The organism is Histophilus somni 2336, from assembly GCF_000019405.1.
GTDB classification, from domain to species: domain Bacteria; phylum Pseudomonadota; class Gammaproteobacteria; order Enterobacterales; family Pasteurellaceae; genus Histophilus; species Histophilus somni.
In genome coordinates this window covers 1,347,138-1,370,479 of record NC_010519.1, presented here as the reverse complement: position 1 = coordinate 1,370,479, position 23,342 = coordinate 1,347,138, and the positions used below count along the sequence as shown (strand labels likewise).

Annotated in this window: 23 protein-coding genes; 6 read left to right on the top strand and 17 right to left on the bottom strand. The window is 36.1% G+C overall.

Annotated elements, in window-relative coordinates; all coding sequences use genetic code 11:
• Positions 1–141 precede the first annotated feature (141 nt).
• The gene (locus HSM_RS06285) at positions 142–1,311 is read left to right on the top strand and encodes a YadA-like family protein (protein ID WP_012340387.1); all 1,170 of its coding nucleotides are present in this window, start codon (positions 142–144) and stop codon (positions 1,309–1,311) included.
• A 239-nt stretch (positions 1,312–1,550) separates the two neighbouring features.
• On the opposite strand, the gene HSM_RS06280 is transcribed toward HSM_RS06285, so the two are convergent.
• The 4 genes from HSM_RS06280 to rsmI all read right to left on the bottom strand — a co-directional run bounded on the left by HSM_RS06280 (position 1,551) and on the right by rsmI (position 4,904).
• On the bottom strand, positions 1,551–2,204 hold the full coding sequence (locus tag HSM_RS06280; RefSeq protein ID WP_011608478.1) for an IS1595-like element IS1016C2 family transposase: 654 nt from the start codon (positions 2,202–2,204) through the stop codon (positions 1,551–1,553).
• Positions 2,205–2,251: 47 nt separating this feature from the next.
• Entirely contained in the window at positions 2,252–3,298 is a 1,047-nt protein-coding gene (rluB, locus tag HSM_RS06275) for a 23S rRNA pseudouridine(2605) synthase RluB (RefSeq protein WP_012340386.1), read from the bottom strand.
• Between the two features lie 60 nt (positions 3,299–3,358).
• A complete protein-coding gene (locus HSM_RS06270) occupies positions 3,359–3,982 on the bottom strand; it encodes an L-threonylcarbamoyladenylate synthase (RefSeq protein ID WP_011608895.1) in 624 nt (207 codons plus the stop codon).
• A 76-nt stretch (positions 3,983–4,058) separates the two neighbouring features.
• Positions 4,059–4,904 carry a 16S rRNA (cytidine(1402)-2'-O)-methyltransferase gene (gene rsmI, locus HSM_RS06265; RefSeq protein ID WP_012340384.1) on the bottom strand — a complete coding sequence of 282 codons (846 nt, stop codon included), beginning with the start codon at positions 4,902–4,904 and terminating at the stop codon, positions 4,059–4,061.
• A gap of 85 nt (positions 4,905–4,989) precedes the next feature.
• Here rsmI and HSM_RS06260 point away from each other — a divergent pair, with 85 nt between their 5' ends.
• The 4 genes from HSM_RS06260 to dolP all read left to right on the top strand — a co-directional run bounded on the left by HSM_RS06260 (position 4,990) and on the right by dolP (position 8,348).
• Positions 4,990–6,750, top strand: coding sequence for a penicillin-binding protein activator (locus tag HSM_RS06260; RefSeq protein WP_012340383.1), 1,761 nt, complete (start codon positions 4,990–4,992; stop codon positions 6,748–6,750).
• Entirely contained in the window at positions 6,747–7,109 is a 363-nt protein-coding gene (locus tag HSM_RS06255; protein ID WP_012340382.1) for a YraN family protein, read from the top strand. The genes HSM_RS06260 and HSM_RS06255 overlap by 4 nt, the downstream gene beginning before the upstream one ends.
• 5 nt (positions 7,110–7,114) lie before the next feature.
• Complete coding sequence (locus tag HSM_RS06250) at positions 7,115–7,699, top strand: D-sedoheptulose-7-phosphate isomerase (RefSeq protein ID WP_011608891.1); 585 nt, start codon at positions 7,115–7,117, stop codon at positions 7,697–7,699.
• A 61-nt stretch (positions 7,700–7,760) separates the two neighbouring features.
• Complete coding sequence (gene dolP / locus HSM_RS06245) at positions 7,761–8,348, top strand: division/outer membrane stress-associated lipid-binding lipoprotein (RefSeq protein ID WP_011608890.1); 588 nt, start codon at positions 7,761–7,763, stop codon at positions 8,346–8,348.
• Between the two features lie 117 nt (positions 8,349–8,465).
• Here the strand turns inward: dolP and rnd are convergent, their stop codons facing one another.
• From rnd to HSM_RS06185, 12 genes are all read right to left on the bottom strand, one after another.
• Entirely contained in the window at positions 8,466–9,611 is a 1,146-nt protein-coding gene (rnd, locus tag HSM_RS06240) for a ribonuclease D (protein WP_012340381.1), read from the bottom strand.
• A gap of 105 nt (positions 9,612–9,716) precedes the next feature.
• Positions 9,717–11,399 (bottom strand): long-chain-fatty-acid--CoA ligase FadD, encoded by a 1,683-nt coding sequence (fadD, locus tag HSM_RS06235; protein ID WP_012340380.1) that lies wholly within the window; start codon positions 11,397–11,399, stop codon positions 9,717–9,719.
• 225 nt (positions 11,400–11,624) lie between these two features.
• A complete protein-coding gene (tsaB, locus tag HSM_RS06230) occupies positions 11,625–12,341 on the bottom strand; it encodes a tRNA (adenosine(37)-N6)-threonylcarbamoyltransferase complex dimerization subunit type 1 TsaB (protein ID WP_012340379.1) in 717 nt (238 codons plus the stop codon).
• Positions 12,342–12,345: 4 nt separating this feature from the next.
• The gene (locus HSM_RS06225; RefSeq protein ID WP_012340378.1) at positions 12,346–14,268 is read right to left on the bottom strand and encodes an ATP-dependent DNA helicase; all 1,923 of its coding nucleotides are present in this window, start codon (positions 14,266–14,268) and stop codon (positions 12,346–12,348) included.
• 127 nt (positions 14,269–14,395) lie between these two features.
• Positions 14,396–15,355, bottom strand: a complete 960-nt coding sequence (locus HSM_RS06220) for an AEC family transporter (RefSeq protein WP_011608885.1) — start codon at positions 15,353–15,355, stop codon at positions 14,396–14,398.
• A 4-nt stretch (positions 15,356–15,359) separates the two neighbouring features.
• Positions 15,360–15,827 (bottom strand): phosphohistidine phosphatase SixA, encoded by a 468-nt coding sequence (gene sixA, locus HSM_RS06215; protein ID WP_012340375.1) that lies wholly within the window; start codon positions 15,825–15,827, stop codon positions 15,360–15,362.
• A gap of 13 nt (positions 15,828–15,840) precedes the next feature.
• On the bottom strand, positions 15,841–17,175 hold the full coding sequence (gene glmM / locus HSM_RS06210) for a phosphoglucosamine mutase (RefSeq protein WP_012340374.1): 1,335 nt from the start codon (positions 17,173–17,175) through the stop codon (positions 15,841–15,843).
• A 90-nt stretch (positions 17,176–17,265) separates the two neighbouring features.
• The gene (gene folP, locus HSM_RS06205; protein ID WP_012340373.1) at positions 17,266–18,093 is read right to left on the bottom strand and encodes a dihydropteroate synthase; all 828 of its coding nucleotides are present in this window, start codon (positions 18,091–18,093) and stop codon (positions 17,266–17,268) included.
• A 486-nt stretch (positions 18,094–18,579) separates the two neighbouring features.
• Entirely contained in the window at positions 18,580–18,939 is a 360-nt protein-coding gene (locus tag HSM_RS11020; protein WP_203414992.1) for a hypothetical protein, read from the bottom strand.
• On the bottom strand, positions 18,917–19,255 hold the full coding sequence (locus HSM_RS11350; RefSeq protein ID WP_012340372.1) for an ATP-binding cassette domain-containing protein: 339 nt from the start codon (positions 19,253–19,255) through the stop codon (positions 18,917–18,919). The genes HSM_RS11020 and HSM_RS11350 overlap by 23 nt, the downstream gene beginning before the upstream one ends.
• Positions 19,256–19,308: 53 nt before the next feature.
• On the bottom strand, positions 19,309–19,746 hold the full coding sequence (locus HSM_RS06190) for an ABC transporter transmembrane domain-containing protein (protein WP_041605095.1): 438 nt from the start codon (positions 19,744–19,746) through the stop codon (positions 19,309–19,311).
• Between the two features lie 104 nt (positions 19,747–19,850).
• A complete protein-coding gene (locus HSM_RS06185) occupies positions 19,851–20,423 on the bottom strand; it encodes a TetR/AcrR family transcriptional regulator (protein WP_012340370.1) in 573 nt (190 codons plus the stop codon).
• Positions 20,424–20,507: 84 nt separating this feature from the next.
• On the opposite strand from HSM_RS06185, the gene HSM_RS06180 reads away from it, so the two are divergent.
• Positions 20,508–21,476 (top strand): relaxase/mobilization nuclease domain-containing protein, encoded by a 969-nt coding sequence (locus tag HSM_RS06180; RefSeq protein WP_012340369.1) that lies wholly within the window; start codon positions 20,508–20,510, stop codon positions 21,474–21,476.
• A gap of 148 nt (positions 21,477–21,624) precedes the next feature.
• Here HSM_RS06180 and HSM_RS06175 read toward each other — a convergent pair whose 3' ends face one another.
• A complete protein-coding gene (locus tag HSM_RS06175) occupies positions 21,625–23,340 on the bottom strand; it encodes an ATP-binding protein (RefSeq protein ID WP_012340368.1) in 1,716 nt (571 codons plus the stop codon).
• Positions 23,341–23,342 lie beyond the last annotated feature (2 nt).

Genomic DNA, 23,342 nt, shown 5'->3' with positions numbered 1-23,342 from the left:
ACCCCCCCCCGCTTAAAATTTCGCCCGCTTTGGTAGAACCACTACCTCTTTTTAAGGCGTGTCATAAATTATCGCCTCTTAGTGCGGTTAGCTTTTTTATGATTTTTCTATGTTAACTCTTTTTTTAAGGGTTTCTTTTAAGTGAAAATTTTTTATTTATCTTTAACTGCGGTAGTTGTTTTAACTGCTCATTCGGCTATGGCTCAAGCTCAACAATCAAATAGTAATAATATTAATGTTAGTAATGGGCATATTTATATTGGTGAAGGTGCTAAGGCAGAAGGAAGGTATAAGGATGATACCAAATCCGTTGCCGTTGGAAAAAATGCCAAAGTAGCTGAGTCTAGTGTCGCTGTAGGCTTTGATGCAAATGCTGCACATGAAGGAGCAACTGCGGTTGGTAAGACAGCAAAGGCACAATCTTATGCCGTAGCAATGGGCTACCAAGCAAATGCAGGTGTACAGGCGGTTTCTATAGGTAAAGATTCTAAAGCAACTGAAAAATTTGCAGTAGCAGTAGGTGATGAAGCGAAAGCAACTGCGAAATTTGCTTCGGCTCTTGGACAAGGTGCTACGGCTTCTGGCAATTATAGTAATGCTTTTGGTTATAAATCTAAAAGCATCAATGAATTATCTACAGCAATAGGTTGGGATTCACATGCTGCTGGACTTAGATCACAAGCCATCGGTCCTCAAGCAAAAGTGTATGGAGATCGCTCTTTAAGTATTGGTAACGATGTACAAACACATAAAGAACGCTCATTCTCAATTGGTAGTAGTATTGTAAACAAAGGAACTAAAACTACCGTTATCGGTAATAATATTAATGTTGAGGTTGATAACTCCGTCTTCCTCGGTGATTCTTCTGCTTATGTAGAAAAAGGCGAAACAACGGGCGGTATCGGTAAAGTCAACGGCAATTACGCCGGCGTTGATGCAAAAGGCGTCGTTTCCGTGGGCAGCAAAGGCAATGAACGCCGTATTCAAAATGTTGCCGCCGGTTTGCTTTCTCATCGCTCAACTGACGCAGTAAACGGTAGTCAATTACACGCAACTAACCAACGTGTTGAAGAGGTCAATAAAGACGCTAAAGCCGGTATCGCCGCCGCGATGGCTTTTAAAGATGTGCCTTTCGTCCCGGGTAAATGGTCTTATGCCGCCGGTGCCGCTCGTTATAGCAGCGAAAGTGCGGTCTCTTTAAACCTCGGTAGAACTTCCGCAAACGGAAAATATGCCATATCCGGCGGCATTTCTTCTGATAGTAGAGGCCGAGTTGGTTTCCGTGTCGGCGTCAGCGGCGTGTTTAACTAATTTATTTATCTAACCTAGCGATAACCTTTGAATTGCTAGGTTTTTTGTTTTATTCAAACACAAAAAAAGTGCCTCAAAAGAGGCACTACTCGGAAAGCAAAATATGTTGGCTACTTTTTTATAGCACTTTTTATAAGGTGCAATGTAAAAAATCATGTTCTATAATGCAAATACGTAATTTAAAATTTGTGAGTTAATTCACACTTTTAAATAAGTTTTGGGGCTGTATTAGATCAGCCCTAAATTCCACACCATTTTCGCAATGTTTTTAACTGCTCTTTTGGTGTTCCAAAGTTAAACCGAAATTCACATTCCTTCAAGAACAAAGGAAAGTTTTTTCGGTCAATTCCATTATATTTTCGGAGTATCCGTTTGGCTTGACTCCAAAAGTTTTCTATACCGTTGATGTGATTTTCTTTCACTGCAAACAACTCCGAATGATTGATGCGTTCGTGGTGAAATTGGCTCACATCAAGAGCATCATAGCTACGATATGTATCGGTATAAACCCAACTGTCAGGCTTGATTTTCCTTGTGATTACAGGCATTATCGTTTCGGTTTTGGTATTTTCTACCACCACCGTAAATACCTTTCCCTGTCGTTTTAACAAGCCAAAAACAGCCACTTTACCGGTTGCTCCACGCCCTCGTTTTCCTTTACGATGACCACCAAAATAGCTTTCATCAAGCTCAATCTGTCCATCAAAAACATCATCGGCTTCAAGGGCTAAATGATAGCTGATGACTTCACGAATTTTACGATAAAACAAGGCACTTGAATTTGGATTGATACCTAAAATATTAGCTGCTGATCGAGCTGTCACTTCTAACACAAAAAACTCAAGGAGCTTTTTCTGTATAGATTTCTTTAATTTACAATGAGTTATTTTCATTTTTATAGACTAGCATACTTACTAATCTAATACAGCCCCTAAGTTTTTTATTTCTTATAACGTTTATTCAATTCAGTATAGCGTTTAACAGCTTTACGAATTTGTCCCGTTTTTATACGACGAGGTTTTTTAGTATCAATTTTGCTATCTGTTTCAGGCGGTAGCCCAACAAGTTTCCGTAAATAATTAATATTGGTTAGATCCATTTCTTCCCAGCCGCCACGTGGTAACGATTTCGTTAATTTAATATTACCGTAGCGAATACGAATTAAACGACTTACTTGAATGCCTTGTGATTCCCACAATCGACGAACTTCTCGGTTTCGCCCCTCTATCAAGGTGACATCGAACCATTGGTTCATTCCTTGCCCGCCTGTTGCTTTAATACTGGTAAAGTTAGCAGGTCCATCTTCTAATTGAACGCCTTTACGTAAACGAGCAATCATTGTATCATCTACTTCCCCAAAAACACGCACGGCATATTCGCGTTCAACTTCGTGTCGTGGGTGCATTAAACGATTAGCTAACTCACCATCAGTCGTAAATAAAAGTAGTCCGGATGTATTAATATCCAAACGACCAACCGCAATCCAACGAGATCCGTTTAAACGGGGTAAACGATCAAAAACCGTTGCTCTTCCTTCTGGATCATGTCGAGTGCAAAGTTCTCCTTCCGGTTTGTAATAGAGTAAAACGCGACATACTTCTTTTTGTGCTTGAGTTAAATTGACAATATGTCCATCAATTCTGATTTTTACGCCGGAATGTATATCAACACGATCACCTAAAGTCGCCATTTTTCCGTCAATACTAATACGATTGGCACTAATCATTGCTTCAATTGTCCGACGTGACCCTTGTCCTACTCTAGCCAACACTTTCTGTAGTCTTTCCCCTTCGACTTTTTGCTGATTGATAGCATGAGTTGATTTTGTTGATATTGGAGAAATTTGAGTGTTTTTTACCGCACTTTTACGTTCAGATACTGTTTCTTTGTTTGCAAATCGCTTCGTATTATCTCGCATAGACTCGTTGGTAACCTGCTTTGCAAAGTGCGGTTTAGTTGGACGGGATTTTTGCTTATTTACTTTCATTTATTTTCCTTACTGTCGCTTTCACAAGCGTCTATGATAATGGGAATGAATAAAGTTAATTTATATAAAAGGGCGAATATCACCGCTTCCTTCTCGTAAAATAACCGGGTTATCTTCTGTCAGATCCACTACTGTTGTCGGTTGCTGACTTAAATATCCGCCATGAATGATTAAATCTACTTGGTGCTCAAGGCGATCTCGAATTTCCTCCGGATCGGATTGTGTTGTATATTCTTCTCCGGGCAACATTAAAGAGCAAGATAAAATTGGTTCGCCTAAGGATTTTAATAGATCTAACGCAATTTGATTATCCGGAACACGAATACCGATGGTTTTACGTTTTGATGTCATTAAACGACGAGGTAATTCTTTTGTTGCACTTAGAATAAAAGTATAACGACCCGGTGTATTATTTTTAATCAAACGATATACCGAATTATTCACTACTGAATAAGTTGATAACTCAGACAGGTCGCTACAAACTAAGGTAAAATTATGCCCTTCGGGTAGTTGGCGAATTTTCACAATACGATCCATTGCATGCTTATCTCCAATCATACAACCTAGTGCATAACCGGAATCGGTCGGATAAACAATTACGCCGCCTTGACGTAAAATCTCCACTGCCTGATTAATCAGTCTGGATTGTGGATTTTCTGAATGAACATAAAAAAATTGACTCATATTTGTCCTTAAAAATCAGACCTAAAAAGTTTGGCGATTATACCCAAATTAAACCTGAGATTATAGCCTCATTATATTAGTAACCTTGAATAAGACCAAATTGGTAAAGTGCATTTTTCTTATAGCCATAAATTTCAGCAACAATAGATGCTGCTTTCTTTAAAGGTAATTCTTGGCTAACCAATTGTAATGTTTTAATCGCTTGAGGGGAAAATGTTTCATCTTCTCTTTTTGATTTGCCCTCAACAATTAGCACCATTTCTCCTTTCGTTCGATTAGGATCTTCTTGTAGCCATTGATGCAACTTTCCAACTTGATCTCCTCGAATTGTTTCCCAAGTCTTTGTGATTTCACGTGCAAGCACTACATAGCGATCGGCTCCCAATTCAAGTTCAATATCAGTCAAGCAATCCAAAATACGATGCGTTGACTCATAAAAAATCAAAGTGCGGTCTTCATTTGCTAAGTTTGCCAATTTATCTCGTCTTGCCTTACTCTTGGCAGGTAAAAATCCCTCGAAGCAGAAACGATCGGAAGCGATGCCTGATGCACATAATGCGGTTATTGCCGCACAAGCTCCAGGTAATGGGACCACTCGGATATTTGCTTGGTGACATTTACGCACCACGTGAAACCCCGGATCACTGATTAAAGGTGTACCAGCATCAGAAATAAGTGCTATATTTAACCCTTGTTGTAATTTCTCAATCAGTACATCTGCTTTTTGTTGTTCATTATGATCATGTAACGCAAAAAAATTTCTTTTAATGCCGTAGTGATTCAGTAATAAACCGCTATGACGTGTATCTTCCGCAGCGATCAAATCAACTTTGGTAAATACATCTAAAGCACGTTGAGTAATATCTTGTAAATTACCGATTGGCGTTGCAACAACGTATAGAGTTCCTGTCGAATTATTCATTTTTCACTTCTTTTATTTGCTTTTAATTGGTGAGATAAGTAAGATCACCGTGCATTTTACATTGCACATACTCAAGGAGCAATTTATGTTATCTATTTTAATGCAAGGTTTACGCTTAAAAAAATGCTTTCTCCCGATTTTAGTTATGTTTTTTTTAGCAGGCTGTGTCAATTTATTAGGCAGTAGCTTTACGGCAAGCTTAAAAAATGATGCCAATGCAAGTTCTGATTTTTACATTCGGAAAATTGAACAAACACAAAATCAACAAGATTTACAAACCTATAAACTTTTAGCTGCTCGAGTTTTAGTAACAGAAAATAAAATCCCGCAAGCGGAAGCATATCTTGCTGAATTGATAGATTTAAATGATGAACAAAAACTAGATAAATCCCTGATTGAAGCTCATATTTCTGCCGTTAAAGGCAAAAATGAAACGGCAGAATATCAATTATCTTTAATTCACTTGACATCACTTAGTCCTTCACAAAAATCACGTTATTATGAGATTGTTTCTCGTATTGCAGAAAATCGTCATGATAATATTTCAGCGATAAAAGCTCGAATTCAAATGGATAATTTTTTAAGTGATATTCAACGAAAACAACAAAATAATGACCGCACTTGGGCATTGCTACGCAATACAGATAGTGAAGTACTAAATAATACTGATGCGGAAGGAAATATTACATTGAGCGGTTGGTTAACATTAGCTCAACTATACAATGATAACCTTAATCAACCTGCACAATTAATTCAAACATTACTGACTTGGAAAAATTATTATCCAACACATACGGCAGCACATTTATTACCTACAGAATTACAAGGGCTTGCCAATTTTCAACAAACTACTTTAACGCAAGTCGGTCTAATACTCCCTTTAAGCGGCAATACACGACTTATCGGTGAAACAATTAAAAACGGGTTTGATGATGCCAAAGTCAATTACAATGTTCAAGTTCACGTATTTGACTCAATGAAAATGTCTATAGAACAAATTATTAATCAAGCAAAAAAACAGGGAATTAACACTCTTGTCGGACCATTACTCAAACAAAATGTTGATGTTATAGTCAATAATCCGTATTTGGTACAAGATTTAAATGTGTTAGCGTTGAACTCTACGCCTAATGCACGGGCAATTGAACACCTTTGTTATTATGGACTATCGCCTGAAGATGAAGCTGAAAGTGCGGCAAGTAAAATGTGGAATGATACAGTACGTATTCCACTTGTTTTAGTACCGCAAAATAATCTGGGGCGACGCACGGCAGCGGCATTTACTCTACGTTGGCAACAACTATTGGGTACTGATGCCAATATTAAATTCTATAATCAAACTGCAGATATTAATTTTGCATTAAAATCGGGGTTAAGTGAAAGTACTGACGGCGTGTATATTATTGCTAATAACAAACAATTAGCTGAAATTAAAGCAGTGTTGGATAATATTAATCCGACCCTAAAACTTTATGCAAGTTCACGTAGTAATTCGCCTAACAGTGGTCCTGAACATCGTTTGTTTCTGAATAATCTGCAATTTAGTGATATTCCGTTCTTCAAAGATAGGGAATCGGAACAATATAAAAAAATTGAAAAAATGACCAATAATGATTACTCATTAATGCATTTATATGCTATGGGTTATGATGCTTGGTTATTAATAAATCAATTTAATGAATTCCGTCAAATTCCCGGATTTACCATTGATGGGTTAACAGGAAAACTCAGTGCCGGCCCTAACTGTAATGTTGAACGTGATATGACTTGGTTCCAATATCAAAATGGCAGTATCTATCCGCTTAACGAGCAAGATGACAGCATCTATCTGATTAACGAAGAATGATACAATCCAAACGTCAACAAGGTGCGAGTTTTGAATATCAGGCTCGCCTCTTTTTAGAGAGACAAGGTTTAACCTTTATTGCAGCTAACCAACGCTTTAACTGCGGTGAATTGGATTTGATTATGCAAGATCAGCAAACGATCGTTTTTGTTGAGGTTCGTCAGCGTAAAAATCAAATTTTCGGTTCAGCAATTGACAGTGTAGATTGGAAAAAGCAGCAAAAATGGCTTGATGCAGCCAACCTATGGTTAGCACAATATGATTCCAGTTTAGAAGATGCGGACTGCCGTTTCGATCTGGTCGCTTTTGGAGCAACAACAAATGATATCCAATGGATACCTAATTTTCTTGATGAATAAAAATTATGTTAGAAAAAGTTAAAGATATTTATACGGAAAGTATTCAAACTCAAATTTCTTCCTCCAGCTTACTTGCAACAAAAATCGTAGAGGCAACTCAACATATTGTAAATTGCCTGCTGAAAGGTAATAAAATTATTGTCAGTGGGCATGGTAGATCCTATGCTAATGCACAATTTTTAGTAGCAAATTTACTCAATAGATATGAATTGGAACGCCCTAGCTTTCCTTCCGTTCTACTAAGTTTGGATAGTGCGGTCGGTTCTGCCATTATTTCCGAAAATTGTCATACTATGTTGTATCAAAGACAATTTAACGCAATTGCACAACAAGGTGATCTATTAATTATTTTTTCTCCTTTCGGCAATGAAGAAACGATGCTAAATATATTGCAATGTGCATTAAATAAAGATGTACAAATTATCGCTTTAACCGGTGAAAATAACGGTCATATACAAGGATTTTTAACGGCAAATGATTTAGAAATTTCAGTACCGACCGGTAAGGAAAGTCGTATTCTTGAAAATCATCTGCTAATTATTAACACATTATGTGAGCTTATTGATTATTCATTATTTTCACATTCATAGTTCTTGACAAAAAGCCATGTTTCAACCCAAACTAGGCAAAATTTCAACAAGGAGAAATCAGATGAAAATAAATAAAACGTTAGGGCTATTGCTGAGTTCAGCTCTTTTATTACAAGGTTGTGCAACAGCCACTGTGATTGGTATTGCTACCGGTACGGCAGTTGCGGTAAAAGTTGCAACGGATCCGAGAACAGTAGGTACTCAAATTGATGATGAAACACTGGAAGAAAAAGTCTTGTCAGCGATTAAAAAAGATGCACAAATAAAAGCTGAAGGGCGTGTTAATGTAGTTTCTTATAGCTCCCGAATTTTATTAATCGGACAAGTTCCGAATAATAGTTTAAAAGTACAGGCAACTAATTTAGCCAGAGGGGTGGAACTTGTTGACGAAGTATATAATGAGTTACGCCTTGCACAACCAATTACTATTGGACAAATTAGTAAGGATGGCTGGATCACTACACAAATTAAATCTAAGTTATTCGTCAATTCAAATATTAAATCAGCGGATATTAAAGTGATTACTGAAAATGGTGAAGTATTCTTAATGGGAAATTTAACTCAATCTCAAGCAGATGCAGCTGCAGAAGTCGCTCGTCATGTTTCAGGGGTAAATAAAGTAATTAAAGTAATCAAATATCTTGATTAAAGATTGACATATAGGGGAGAGATCAACATTCTTCCCTGTCTAAAAATATAGAGGGTATCAATTTGTATACCCTTTGATTTCTTGAGTTCGTTCCAAAAAATTTAAGAAAGCATCTAATTAATGCAAAGCCTTTAATAACAATAATCCAAACTCCCTACGCCATCCGCAAAGCAAATCAGGTAAATCATGAGGATTGTCTTGTTTAATCCAATGCCACTTTATCAGCTGATCTAACATACGCTTAGTTGACAAAACTTCAGTCGGTAAATCTGCCGGAGTGATTTCCCGTAACGTTGCTTGTAGCAATTTAATTGCTACACGATAACGATGATCATCAGTGACTCGCAAAATTGGTGGTGGATAGTCATACGCCGGTGCTTTGTTTGCTTTCTCTAAGAGTTGTAATATTTTTTTACCATGAATACGCACTTCCAGCAGAGATAAACCAATGGATAACAGCTGTGAAGTATATTTTGGATTATGTTGTGCTAATAAAATCAAATGCTCTGCACGAATAACAAAATTTAATGCAAGATTACGCTTTATCGCTTCTTCTTGTCTCCATTTTGCTAACAGCTTTAAACGCATTAATTCCTGAGAGTTTAATTTCCACGCTCCAGATATAGAAAAATAAGCATTGTTACTATCTTTTATCTGAGTATATTTTTTCAACAAATTTTCACAATCATTTTGCACCGCACTTTGCCAAGAGGTTTGAGCTAATTTTTGTTGCATACGTTGATATAATGGCAATAAATACCATACATCGGCAGCAGCATAGTGCAATTGTACGTCAGACAAAGGGCGAGCAAGCCAATTAGTGCGAGAAATCCCTTTATCTATTTCCAGCTTGAAATAATGTTTTAGCAATGTAGCTAAACCAATGGAATTGCCATGTTGCAAAAATGCCGCCATAATTTGAGTATCTAACATTGGCGTTGGCAACTGCTGAAAATAATGTTGAAAAACTTCCAGATCCTCACTGCAAGCGTGCAATACTTTTGTGACCTTTTGATTGGCTAAAAGTTGAATAAAAGGAGAAAAATCATTCAACTCAAAAGGATCTATTAAGCTCACTTGCTCACCGTCATAAAGTTGAATCAATCCTAGTTTGGGATAAAAACTTTTGGTGCGAACAAACTCAGTATCCAAAGCAATCACCGTTTTTTGTTGTGCCTGTTGGCAAATCTCATATAAACGATCATTTGTAGTAATCAATTGAAACTGCGGTGAATTTTGGATTTCTTTTATTAAAACGGACATACTTGCTAATTATCTATTATTCAATAACCTTTCTCATTGCTACATCATTGTGGGTAAAACGATACACAAAAAGTGGGCGTTTAATCGCCCACTTGATATTTATTTTTACGCATGTTTTGCCAGCTCTTCATCACGTAATACTCGACGCAAAATTTTACCTACATTACTTTTCGGTAATTCATCACGAAACTCAATATATTTCGGAATTTTGTACCCTGTAAGATATTGACGACAATGCTGGCGTATTTCATCACGAGTTAAACTATCATCTTTTTTCACAACAAAAATTTTGATTTTTTCACCTGAAACTTCATCCGGAATACCAATAGCAACAACTTCCGCTACTTTAGGATTAAGCATTACAACATCTTCAATCTCATTCGGATAAACATTAAAACCAGATACAATAATAATGTCTTTTTTACGATCTACTATGCGTAAACTATAAGTTTTATCCATAATAACGATATCACCCGTTGCCAGCCAGCCGTCTTTTAACACTTCTTCCGTTGCCTCTGGACGTTGCCAATACCCTTGCATTACCTGCTCACCTTTAACCCAAAGTTCTCCAGGTTCATCAAGTTCAGCTAAAGAACCGTCATCTTTGACAATTTTAATATCTGTATTCGGTACTGGAACACCAATAGTTCCATTATGTTTAACTACATTGATTGGGCATGCTGCAATTAAAGGCGAACATTCTGTCATTCCATAGCCTTCAATAATATTGCAACCAGTCAATTCATGCCAACGAGTCGCTACAGATTGTTGGATAGCCATACCGCCTCCCACAGACAACTTCAATGCGGAAAAATCAACCTCTTTAAAGTTTTCGTTATTCAGCAAGGCATTAAATAAAGTATTCACCCCAGTTATCCCTACAAAACGATGTTTTTTTAATTCTTTAATGAAACCGTCAATATCACGAGGATTAGTAATTAAAACTGCGGTAATACCTAATTCAATAAAAAGTAAACAGTTTGCTGTTAATGCAAATATATGATAAAGCGGTAAAGCTATAATGGCTTTACGCTGTTTTTTATGATCGCCTACAAAGGGTGAGGCAATCCAAGCCGCTTGAAAAATATTTGTAATAATATTTCCATGTGTCAACATTGCACCTTTTGCCACACCTGTTGTGCCACCTGTATATTGTAAAAAGGCTAAGTCAGTGCGTTCCACTTGTGGACGTACATATTGACGGTTTTTACCGACAGCCAAAACTTCACGAAATGTTACCGCACTCGGTAACTTATATTTTGGCACCAATTTCTTAATATATTTCACTACAAAATTGACCAAAGTACGTTTACCAAAAGAGAGCTGATCCCCCATTCTAGTGAGGATGACGTGCTTGATATTCGTATTAAAAACGACTTTTTCTAAAGTTGACGCAAAATTTGATACCACAACAATTGCTGTTGCACCGCTATCCTGTAATTGATGCTCCAGTTCTCTCGGTGTATAAAGTGGATTAACATTGACCACAACCAAACCTGCACGCAAAGTCCCGAATAATGCAATTGGATATTGCAATAAATTCGGCATCATTAAAGCAACACGCTCACCTCGCTTTAATTTTAGTTCATTTTGTAAATAAGCAGCAAAAGCTCGACTACGTTCTTCTAATTTACGGAAAGTTAAAACCTGCCCCATATTTACATAAGCCGGACGATCAGGATGCTCACGAATAGCTTTATCAAACATGTCTAACAAACTTTCATATTTTGAAGTGTCCAGTTCCAGCGGTGAGCCCTCAGGGTAATTTTGAAACCAAGGTTTTTGCATGGTATTTATCCTCTTTAATTAACTGATATTTCTATCATTTTTACTATTTTTCTGTGAAAAATCGAGTGCATTATACTTCAATTTTTTATTTTGAGCAGATTTATTTCTCTTAGCAAAAACCTCAATGCAATAAAACATCTTTCAATCTTCCCCTATAAATCAAGATTTTCTTCAAAATAAAATTCAGCAAGTACACGAGCAATAGAAAAATAAACACATCATGAATTATTCACGTCCCGGAAGTTTCTTCCAAGTTACTTCATTACGCAAATAAACAGGCTCAACTTCTACCGCACTTATCCAGTGTTTTTGATGATAAGAAGGCAAAGCTAGAGAAAGCATATAACGGGCAGATGGTAGATCAATTTGCGTCTTCTCACTCAATCCCGCTACGGTGAATTCAGCATATTCCCAACCAGTACCGACCATTGTCCAATCTTCAATCTGGATATCTTTTAATTGAGCTAAGGCCTGCTGTGGCGAACAAACTTGTTCGTTGACTAACTCTTGCCATTGAACAAAATCAGTATTTTCCAACCGCACTTTTTCTGCCTGTAATTGACTAAAATAAACTTCGTTCATTCTGGCATCAATTGCACACAAAACTTGTTCCGCCCCATATTGCTCATAAGCCTGTTGTGCCATTGCGGTTAAATTAGAAATAGGAATCACAGGCAAATCCGCCCCAAAAGCTAAGCCTTGCACAATCCCCGCACCAACACGTACACCGGTAAAACTTCCTGGTCCACGCCCAAATACCAAGGCATCTAATTGATTTAGTTGAATACCGGACTGCACCAAAATCTCATCGATCATTGGTAAAATGCGTTTAGCATGAGTGCGTTGTGCCAACTCATCAAAATAGGTGACTTCTCCTTTGTATAAAAGTGCGACTGAACAGGCTTCTGTTGATGTATCAAGTGCTAATAAAGTTGTCATCATTCTGTTATTTCTCCTTTTTAATTTGAGCCAGAAATTGTACCACCTTGTTTAAATCTCGGGTACGTTTTGCGTTAGGCAGGCTATGTAAAAATAGTTCACCATAAGGTCGAAAAACCAACCGACTATCACAAATAATCACCGCACCTCGATCAGTAACATCTCGAATTAAACGCCCAACACCTTGTTTCAGGGCAATGACCGCTTCCGGAATTTGAATATCATTGAAAGGGTCTCCACCTTGTAAACGACAATCTTCAATTCTTGCTTTAAGTAAAGGTTCATCCGGTGCAGTAAAAGGTAACTTATCAATAATCACTAAAGATAAAGCTTTTCCACGCACATCAACTCCCTCCCAAAAACTCGACGTTGCCACCAAAACAGAATGATCTTCTTTAATGAATTGCTCTAACAGTTTTCCTTTAGAAGTTTCCCCTTGAAGCAGAACACTTAATTGACTATGTTCACGAAAATACTCAGCTAATCCTTTCATCATCAAATAAGAAGTACAAAGGACAAAACAACATCCATTATTACTTTCAATCACCGGCAATAACATTTCAGCCAATTGATTTAATGTGTTACGATGATTGGTGACGGGTAAATAACGAGGTACACAAAATAGTGCTTGTTCGGTAAAATTAAATGGGCTGGGTAAAACTTGCTGTTCCGCCTTTTCAATACCTAAGCGTTTGCAGAAATGAGTAAACGTTCCTGCCACCTCTAAAGTTGCCGAGGTAAAAATCCATGCGACTTCTTTAGCTTTCATTTGCTCACCAAATTTATCAGCAACGGTTAAAGGTGTAATATGTAAACCGAATTGCCTTCCCATGGTTTCATACCAATAACAAAATCCTACGATATCTGTTGCTTGTAAGCGTTGAAGCATTGCTTTCAGCTGAATAATACGCTCAAAAATACTGTCTAACGTTTGTGAACGTCCTAACCCTAATTTGATAACTTCCGCTGTAAAATCTACTTTTTCTTGTAACAAACTGAACGATTTTTCTACCGCACTTTGGCGTAAAACTTCACGCCAATTGCCTCTTAAATTCCCTTCACCCAGCAATAAACGAAAGTCTTGCACCGCTTTTAACAGCGTGTCGGAAGCTACACCAAGCTGTGCCATATCTTTTATTTCAGTTCGATAAACAATATTAATATCTTTACATAAATCAAAAAATTGGCGAGAAGTAATGCTTTGACCGAAATATTGACTTGCAATGTCGGGAAGTTGATGTGCTTCATCAAAAATAATCACTTCAGCTTGCGGAATTAATTCACCAAAACCACTTTCTTTCACGACTATATCGGCAAAAAATAAATGATGGTTGACTACAACTAAATCAGCATTAAGTGCTTTTTTGCGTGCAAGGGCAATATAACAATCTGCATAATGAGGACACTCTGCCCCTAAACAACTTTCTGCCGTACTGGTCAGTTGCGGTAAAATAGGGCTATCTTCCGCAAGTTCAACACATTCAGTTAAATCGCCCGTTTTTGTTGCATTATTCCAGCGACGTACGCTTGCCAAATCCGCCAACACTTCTCTATTCCCCAAAACGCCTTGAGCAATAACTTGTTCCAAGCGTTCCAAACATAAATAATTGGCTCGTCCTTTTAATAAGGCAATTTTACCGCTATAGTTCAAGGCTTTTTTTATAGTGGGGAGATCTCGACTAAAAAGTTGATCTTGTAAATTCTTTGAACCTGTGGAAATAATCGTTTTCTTTTTTGCCAATAACGCCGGGACTAAATACGCAAATGTTTTTCCTGTTCCTGTACCGGCTTCCACAACTAAAGTACTTTTTTGACTAATTGCCCGACCTACAGCTTTTGCCATTTCCGTTTGCTCAACTCGAGGACGAAAACCTTTGATATTTTTACTTAATACGCCGTTGCCGGAAAATGTTTGAATGATTTGTTGCATTGATTTATAAATTTAAACCGCACTTTTATAGATAAGTCCAAAGTGCGGTTATATTTTGCCAAAAAATAGATTCACTATATAAACGTTACCGAATAATAACAAAATCAAATAAAAACGAAAAAATTATTTAAATCCAGCCTATTTGATTCAGTAATAACAGACCTGTAACAGAACTAAACATAGATCCAAAAGTTGTCAATCCAATAATATTCGCAGCTGTTACAGCATTACCGCCCATTCCTCTAATCATGGCGTAAGCAGCTGTTGCTAAAGGTGTTGAAGACATCAATAACACGATACCTAAATGTATACCGGTGATACCTAAAACTTTGCCAATCACTACCATAAAAATAGGTGCGACCAGTAATCGTCCGATACTCGCCCATAAAGATACCGCATTAATCTTAAATAATCCTTTCACATCAATACTGGCACCGGTACAAATTAATGCTAAAGGTAAGGTCATGCTCGCAAGATAATCAGCGGTCGTCAAGATTGCTTTTGGAAAAACCACCTGATTAAAACTTGCCAAAATACCGAGTAAGATACCAATAATTAATGGATTTTTTAAAACATTGAAAACAATTTTTTTGACACCGACTTTACCATCGGATAAAGAACGACTTAGCGTAATAACACCTAAAATATTATATAAAAAAGTTAATGCAGCCGCATAAATTGACGCCGGTGCCAACGCTAAATCCCCATAAGCATTAATGCAAAATGCTAAACCTAAAATGCCGTTATTACCTCGATAAACACTTTGCACAAAAGTGCCTCTTTCACGTTTATCTGCAACAAATTTTGCGGCAAAAATCTCAGCACCAACAAATAAAATTAATGTACCAACCACTCCTGCCAATAAAAGAGGCACTTGTTGGCTATAATCCACAGGATTTTTAAAAATACTTAAAAATAATAAAACAGGCAGGGTAATATTAAAAATAATTTTAGTTGCTTGTCCGCTGAAACGATCATCAATGACTCGTTTTGCTCGTAACGTAACACCCAACATCAGCATTAACAATGTCGGCAGAGTAACGCTGGTTGAAAAAATAAAGGCGGATAAGAAATCGTTATTTTGCATATTACTACTCCGGATATTTTATCTCCGTAATGACCGCACTTTGCTCACAATCCCACTGTAAACCAACAATTGTAGAGGGATAAAAACTGATGGGGCTACGTTTAGAACACAATTCTGTGACAATATCCCACACTAAAGGTAAATGTGAAACAATCAAGACCTTATCAACACCTTTATTTGCCAATACAGATAAATAATCTATCACCAAATGACTACTTCCATAAGGTGTAATACCTTCCCAAATTTCCTGCTTTGAACTTAGTTGATGATGATAAGCCTCATCGATTTTTTCAAAACTTTCTACCGCTCTTCTATAAGGACTTACCAAAACCTTATCAAAATCAGGAATAACCGTTTTTAACCAATAACCTCGTTCGCTAACTTGCAACCGACCTCGAGAGGTTAAGCGGCGTTCTTTATCCGAATTAGCCATCACTTCTGCTTCGCCATGTCGCATTACAAATATTTTCATTATCCTATCACACCTAATTAGATCTAACTGCCTCAGCAATTTTTTCTGCACTGAGCTGTGCCAGTTCAGCATCCTCACATTCCACCATCACTCTAATTAATGGCTCCGTTCCGGATTTGCGTAATAAAATTCTGCCCTTGCCTGCAAGTTGTTTTTCGACCTCTGTTGCAACTGCTTTTACTGCATCACTTTCCAATGGATTTGCACCACCTGCAAAACGTACATTAATTAACACTTGTGGAAATAATTTCACCGCACTTGCTAATTCGTTTAAAGACAATTTATGTTGCACCATTGCAGCTAATACCGCCAAGGAAGCGATCACACCGTCTCCGGTAGTATTTTTATCCGCAATAATAATATGACCTGAATTTTCACCACCCAAAATCCAATTATATTCTTGCATTTTTTCTAACACATAGCGGTCACCTACATTTGCACGAACAAATGGAATTCCCAATTGCTTTAAAGCGAGCTCTAAGCTCATATTGCTCATTAACGTGCCCACCACGCCACCTTTTAAGTTACCTGAACGTAACGCCTCACGAGCAATAATAAACAAGATCTGATCGCCATCAACTTTATTACCAAAATGATCAACCATAATTAAGCGATCACCATCGCCATCATAGGCTAAACCGATATCAGCTTTTGTTTCCAATACTTGATTTTGTAATGCTTTGATATCTGTTGCACCGCAGTTTTCATTGATATTCATACCATCGGGTTGCGTACCAATTTCAATAACTTCTGCACCAAGTTCACGCATGACATTCGGTGCAATATGGTAAGTTGCACCATTTGCACAGTCCACCACGATTTTATACTTATCTAAACTTAAATGTGCCGGAAAAGTACTTTTACAAAACTCAATATAACGACCTGCCGCATCATTAATACGGCTTGCACGCCCCAATTTAGCTGATTCAACACAATCCATAGGCTGTTCCAACATAGCCTCTATTGCTTCTTCCACATCATCAGGTAATTTTGTACCTTGTGCAGAAAAAAACTTAATTCCATTGTCATAAAAAGGATTATGTGAAGCAGAAATAACAATTCCCGCCTCCGAACGAAAAGTACGTGTTAAATAAGCAATTGCCGGTGTTGGCATTGGTCCGGTAAATGCGGCAGATAATCCTGCAGCTGCCAACCCCGCTTCTAATGCAGATTCCAACATATATCCGGAAATACGTGTATCTTTACCAATTAGGACTTTACCAGTTCCCTGTGTAGCTAGCACTTTACCTGCTGCCCATCCTAATTTCAGCACAAAATCGGGAGTAATAGGATAACTTCCTACTTTGCCACGCACACCATCAGTTCCAAAATATTTACGTTCCGCCATTTTTCGTTCCTTGATTATTCATCAACGCAAGAGAAGCAAAATTATCCTTCACTCTGTGAAATCAACTTATTGTAGAACAACTCTTTAAAACTAAGCCTGTTCTGTTGCTTGCCAAATTTTCAATGCATCTAATGTTTCATCAACATCATGTACACGCAAAATTTTTGCACCGTTCATTGCCGCAAGTAATGCACCTGTCGCACTTCCTATTACTCTTTGGCCTACAGGTTTATCCAACACCGCACCAATCATAGACTTACGTGATAACCCCACTAAAACAGGAATATCCTGCTGACAAAATCGGGCAACTTGCTGTAATAATTTATAATTCTGTTGCACAGTTTTACCAAAACCTAAACCGGGATCCCAAATAATATTTTCTTTTTTCATGCCCGCTTGTAAACAAAGTGCGGTGTGATTTTGTAAAAATTCCAATACTTCCTGCACTACATTATTATATTGGGGATTTTGTTGCATTGTACGAGGTTGCCCTTGCATATGCATAATACAAGTCGGTAACCCTAATTTTACCGCTGTCTCTAAGGCATTAGGCTCTTGTAATGCACGAATATCATTGATTATATCCATACCGACTTTAGCACTTTCCAACATTACTTCAGCTTTAGAGGTATCTACTGAAATCCAACAATCAAAACGTTTTCTTACAGCTTCAACTAAAGGCACAACACGATCCAATTCTTGCTCCAAACTTACTTCTGCCGCATTAGAACGAGTGGATTCACCACCAATATCAATAATACTCGCACCTTCCGATAACATTCTTTCTGCCTGAAATAAGGCTTTATCTAAAGAAAAGAAGCGTCCACTGTCTGAAAAAGAATCCGGCGTAAAATTCAAAATCCCCATAATCTGAGGATTTGAAAGATCTAAAGTTTTATTATTTGCTTGTAATTTCATTTGCTCTGCTACGCAATCAAGTTAAAAGTGCGGTCAATTATAGCGGAATATTGGAATGAACAAAAATAAAAAAATTTTTGAGAATAAATACAAAAATAATGAATAAAACACTGAAAAACGCCCAAAGTAGCTTACCTTTGAACTCTATATTGAATGTTTATACAATTCATATTCTTTTTTATTCCCTTATATAAAAACCTTTACATTAAAATGATAATTAGTTATATTCCCAATTATTTACATTAATTACGATAATCATGTGTAATAAATTTGTTAAATTCCCCCCCCTTCATACATCAACTTACTCATCATTGTCAAAACTTATATTTAGATCCTCATCTATGATAGGTAGCTTAAAAGTAATGGACTTTAGCCATTGTCTATTTGGCTGCTTCTCTTCATAAATTTGAATTTCTGAAATAAGTGATTCTATTAACTGTCTGCGTTCAACATCGTTCATGACTTTATAAAGTTTGTCAAAATAAATCAAAACCTTATATATATATCGCCAGTAAGTTTCTCAGCTTCTATTGTTTCTTTTTTTGCTTTAGCTTCTATTAACTGACCTTCTAACTCTTCAATTTTATCATACATACGATAAAGCCTGTCATCTAAATCGGTTTTTCTTCTCCTATAATGTTTATCATCAACATCTAAGTTATCTATTTCTTCAATGAGCTTAAACTTTGTAGAATGACTTTTTCTCAGCTCTTTTTGGTAATTATCTATCTCATTTTCAATAGCTGATGTATCAACCTTCATATTGATTTTTTCTTGTATCATAGACGCAAATTTAGGATTGCTTACTAACTTGATTATTACCTCAGCGACAGCATCGTCTATCAATGTATTTATCTAAGCCAAGTACATTCAAAATAGACTTTGCCTTTTGGGTATTTTCTTTTTTATCTTTACTTGAAATACCAAGCAGCATTTCATCAAGTACACTTTCCGAAAACAACTGGTAGTCTGAATCTTGAAAGACAAAATATGACATATCCATTATAGTAGTCTTTCCACTACCTGATTCTCCAACTAAGGCTGTCATTGTTTTTTCAGCAATAGAAAAGCTCAATTTTTCCATTTTAAATTCATCTTTTTCATAGGAAAAATCTATGTTTTCAAAAGCTATATCATTATCTTTCGGAACAATTCCATTCACTTTATCCGGGATTACATCTGCATATAAAATTCTTGAAAGTCTTTCGTAACTATCTACCGCCGAAACATAGGCAGAAGTGTAACTGCCATTATTTCAGGAAGACCATGAGCAAGGTATACTTCCACTTGCTCCACATCATGCTGAACAATGTTCGTAAGCTCCCCTGTATTATGTTCTTTGAAAAATCCCAAACTTAGTTTTTTTAGATGCCCGATAATATCTATCCTAAGTTCTGTCAATTTTTCGTATGCCTTCTCATGAGCAACCTTTGTTGCAAAATAGTAAAACACGCCTTTTAATACAAACGATATAAAGATTCCCAAGAATATATACTTTAAATTACCTTCGTTAATATTGTTTGTGATTAAAGAACTAATCAAATATACAAGTAAGATTTGTGGTATCAAATCAAATACTATTTTTAAAGCAAGAAGTGAATTGGGTAAACCATTTTTCCCAATCACTTTTTTCCTTAATTCTTTTTCCGGCATGAACAACTCTCCTTTCAAAATTGAATAATATTGAATTTTAATTTAGTATTAAGATTTAAAGTAAGACTTTGCTGATTACGCAAAGTCTATTTTTTTAGTGCTGATTATAGGGATTCCACTCCCTTGTAATAACACCTTGCAATAAGTTTTAACATATCTTTTGCCCACTTTTCACTTTGATAGTGCCTTGCTATTTCAAGAAGCCCCTCTGTAAAGTTACTGGCTAAAATATGGGCAAGCATTGGATCATATTCCTGTTTCGATTGTCTTTTTAAACTTACTTCAATATGAACCTGCATTTGCGATATGAGTTTTTGCTTTGCTTCTGTATGCTTAGTACCTGAGCTTTTATCCATTAAAATAATTAACTTCTTACGCTCTTTTAAAAGTTCATGAATATAATTTTCTCCAACCTCATCAAACCTTTCAGAAGCAGAACCTTTTTCCAAAGATTCTTCCTCATTAAAAGCTGACTCGAAGTTTATATAAACAGAACTTACTACTGCATCAAACAAAACTTCCTTGTTTTTAAAATAGGTATAAATGAGTGCCACAGGAATATTTGCTTCTTTTGCAATATCTGTTAATTTAGCACCTCTATAATCCTTTTTATAAAATACTTTTTCTGCTGCTTCGAGTATTCTATTTCTAACTTCTTCTTTTAATACTTGTGCCATAGCACACCTCTTTCCATCCCAATACTGAATTTATATTTAATAATAAATTATAATTCAATATTTGTCAGGTTATATGTGGAAATTATGGTGTCCTTCTGGTATAATTTAATAAGAAATTCAAAGATACTCAAAGACGAGTACGAATTTGTCTTATCTACCCATATAGATAAAGGGCATATACACAATCACATCATCTTTAACAATGTAAATATGGTAACAGGTAGGTGCTACCAGTCTAATAAAAAAAGCTATCATAAAATCCGTTATCAGAGCGATAAGCTATGCAAAGAAAATAGCCTATCCATCGTTGACGAGTTTTACGAAAGCTATAAGAAAAAATATAAGACTACCGGTAAATCTTGGTATGAAAACGAACAGACAAAGCATGGGGCTTCTTGGAAAAGCAAGCTTCAATTTGACATTGATAGAATGATAAAACAGTCTAAGGATTGGGATGAGTTTCTAAAAAAGATGGCTGATCTTGACTATGAAATTAAGTATGGCAAACACATTGCTTTTAAGCCAAAAGATAAGGCGAGATTTACAAGGGCTAAAACAATCGGAGAAGATTATACCGAAGAAAGATTAAAAGAACGTATTGCAGAAAGAGAGTATATCAAGACTCCTGCCGTCAAAAAACGCATCGGCAAGGTTATTGATATGAACACAAATCTTAAAGTAAAAGAAAGCAAAGGCTATGAATATTGGGCAACCAAACATAACCTTAATACAATGGCTGAGTCTGTTATCTTCCTCAGAGAACAAGGTATTAAATCCGTTAAGCAACTTGATGAGTACATCCAAAAAGCAGCCGATGAAAGGCAAAATTTACAGGATAAAATCAAGGTTATTGATAAGGAAATGCTGTTGCTTTCTGCCACTATGGAACAAGTTCATACCGTAAAAAAATACAGGGCGTGCTACAATGAATATAAGGCTAATCCTTCTGACAATGCATTTTTTGAAGAGTATAAAACTCAAATCACTCTATATGAAAACGCCCTTTCAGAGCTTAAAAAATCTTATTCCAAATTCAAAAGATATTTTAGCTGAACTTGATAAATTGCAAGAAAAAAAGAATACCCTTATGCAAGAGTATTCTTCTACAAAATCTACTATGGACGAACTTTACAAGATACGAAAAAATTACGGAATTTATATGGGCAAGGAGATGGAGAGATAGCTTTTCTATATTCTCCTCTTACCTTATTTGTTTGATCATACACTTAATTGCTTCATCAATATCGAAAACTGTACCTTTTCCGTCTATCCATCGATCCCAAAAATCAATAGTTGAGCTTTTAGGTTCTTCTTTAGGTTTATCTAAAATAATTTTAGTAGGTAGCTTAATCGAATCTCCAATAACAATACATTCTCCAACATCAAGATTGGGTAATGTTTCAACCAAACCTACCAATGAATCAGTTAACATAGTTGCTACTGCCGATTTATCTCTATCATTCGTAATTTTCAAACTTATAATATTATTGCATTGAGATATGATAGTGGAATTTAGTTCTGCAGGTCTTTGAGAAACAATCACCAATGAAACACCATATTTTCTCCCCTCCTTAGAGATTTTTTCAAATATCTCCAGCGATTTGTTCTCAACCGCTTTCAATTTTGTTGTATCTCTTGGCATGTATAAGTGTGCTTCATCGCAAATGAAGGCTATAGGATGTCGAGTCTCATCTGTTTTAGGCGACATCCAAAATTGAACTTCATATACCAACCTTGTTACAATACCTATTATTATAGGTAACATATCTGATGGGACTTCTGATAAATCTATTACTTTTATTTTTTTATCTAGCCCCATTATTTTATCAATAAATTCTTTCAAATATTCAGCTCTTCCAGTGTTATTCTCATTAAATACAAACCCATATTTTTTATCATCTATTTTTGTCTGAAGTCTCGTAATAAGGTTTGTTAATTTCCCATAGTATTGACCTTGTTTCGTCTTTTCTTGTCCTTTTTTATCTCCGGTTTTATATACTTCACCTGTTGTTTCTTCCTTTATATTTTCATCCTCTAAATATGCTTTTAACCCTTTTGCTGAAAAAGGAATCGGCGTATCTGCTGTAATTATTTCTGATGAAAATTCAGTCATATTTTCTTCAAGATACCTTTTCTTATGCTCTAAAATATATTTAATTACTGTTGCCCTTTGATTTGTATATGTCCCTTCAGAAGATTCAATAAACAAAGAATGAATTTCCTCATAATTAAAAAACCACAGAGGAATATGTAACCCATCCTCAGAGTCACAAATTTTTATCTGTTCAGCATAACTTAATTCATTGTATTCACCATGCAAATCAAAAACAATTAAATTAGCATGTTCCAACTCATTCGCCTTCTCAAGAATATTTGCTACAGTAAAAGATTTTCCACTTCCAGTACTACCCACTATGGTTGCGTGTCTTTGAAAAAATCTATTTCCATCCAAAATTGCTTCAACCGTTTTATTACTTGCATATTTGCCAATAATTAATCTTTTTTCTGAAGATATCTCATTTTCAAGAGAGTTCATAATAATAGAGAGAGCTTTACCATCTGCCAAATAAACCTTGCTATTGATTTCAGGGTAAGTATTCACCGCTCTTTTAAAAATATTTTGTTTAGTTGAAGACAGTTTTTTATAAAACGTACCTACTAAAGTTATATTACAAAAGTTAAATGAATATTCTTGTTCTTCAGCTTCTTCATCATCGATGTCAATTCTCTTTTTACTTACTCTAGTTACTATTCCAATTAGTTTTTCATCTGCATTATTTCCAGATAAAACAACTATATCATTTATTTTTAACCTATTTAAAATTTCTTCCTTTTCTACTGACACAGATACTTTCTTGGTATCAACATTTTGAACAACTCCAATTTCTTGATTTAAATAATTTTGAATATCTTCCATAA

What these genes read in the sequence shown, in the direction of transcription:
- rnd (WP_012340381.1), bottom strand. Translation starts at nt 9,611, where the DNA reads ATGTCCGTTTTAATAAAAGAAATCCAAAATTCACCGCAGTTTCAATTG.
- dolP (WP_011608890.1), top strand. Translation starts at nt 7,761, where the DNA reads ATGAAAATAAATAAAACGTTAGGGCTATTGCTGAGTTCAGCTCTTTTA.
- HSM_RS06190 (WP_041605095.1), bottom strand. Translation starts at nt 19,746, where the DNA reads ATGCCGGAAAAAGAATTAAGGAAAAAAGTGATTGGGAAAAATGGTTTA.
- sixA (WP_012340375.1), bottom strand. Translation starts at nt 15,827, where the DNA reads ATGAAAATATTTGTAATGCGACATGGCGAAGCAGAAGTGATGGCTAAT.
- HSM_RS06180 (WP_012340369.1), top strand. Translation starts at nt 20,508, where the DNA reads ATGGTGTCCTTCTGGTATAATTTAATAAGAAATTCAAAGATACTCAAA.
- rsmI (WP_012340384.1), bottom strand. Translation starts at nt 4,904, where the DNA reads ATGAATAATTCGACAGGAACTCTATACGTTGTTGCAACGCCAATCGGT.
- HSM_RS06220 (WP_011608885.1), bottom strand. Translation starts at nt 15,355, where the DNA reads ATGCAAAATAACGATTTCTTATCCGCCTTTATTTTTTCAACCAGCGTT.
- HSM_RS06185 (WP_012340370.1), bottom strand. Translation starts at nt 20,423, where the DNA reads ATGGCACAAGTATTAAAAGAAGAAGTTAGAAATAGAATACTCGAAGCA.
- HSM_RS06255 (WP_012340382.1), top strand. Translation starts at nt 6,747, where the DNA reads ATGATACAATCCAAACGTCAACAAGGTGCGAGTTTTGAATATCAGGCT.
- HSM_RS06260 (WP_012340383.1), top strand. Translation starts at nt 4,990, where the DNA reads ATGTTATCTATTTTAATGCAAGGTTTACGCTTAAAAAAATGCTTTCTC.
- rluB (WP_012340386.1), bottom strand. Translation starts at nt 3,298, where the DNA reads ATGAAAGTAAATAAGCAAAAATCCCGTCCAACTAAACCGCACTTTGCA.
- HSM_RS06175 (WP_012340368.1), bottom strand. Translation starts at nt 23,340, where the DNA reads ATGGAAGATATTCAAAATTATTTAAATCAAGAAATTGGAGTTGTTCAA.
- fadD (WP_012340380.1), bottom strand. Translation starts at nt 11,399, where the DNA reads ATGCAAAAACCTTGGTTTCAAAATTACCCTGAGGGCTCACCGCTGGAA.
- HSM_RS06225 (WP_012340378.1), bottom strand. Translation starts at nt 14,268, where the DNA reads ATGCAACAAATCATTCAAACATTTTCCGGCAACGGCGTATTAAGTAAA.
- tsaB (WP_012340379.1), bottom strand. Translation starts at nt 12,341, where the DNA reads ATGATGACAACTTTATTAGCACTTGATACATCAACAGAAGCCTGTTCA.
- folP (WP_012340373.1), bottom strand. Translation starts at nt 18,093, where the DNA reads ATGAAATTACAAGCAAATAATAAAACTTTAGATCTTTCAAATCCTCAG.
- HSM_RS06280 (WP_011608478.1), bottom strand. Translation starts at nt 2,204, where the DNA reads ATGAAAATAACTCATTGTAAATTAAAGAAATCTATACAGAAAAAGCTC.
- glmM (WP_012340374.1), bottom strand. Translation starts at nt 17,175, where the DNA reads ATGGCGGAACGTAAATATTTTGGAACTGATGGTGTGCGTGGCAAAGTA.
- HSM_RS06270 (WP_011608895.1), bottom strand. Translation starts at nt 3,982, where the DNA reads ATGAGTCAATTTTTTTATGTTCATTCAGAAAATCCACAATCCAGACTG.
- HSM_RS06250 (WP_011608891.1), top strand. Translation starts at nt 7,115, where the DNA reads ATGTTAGAAAAAGTTAAAGATATTTATACGGAAAGTATTCAAACTCAA.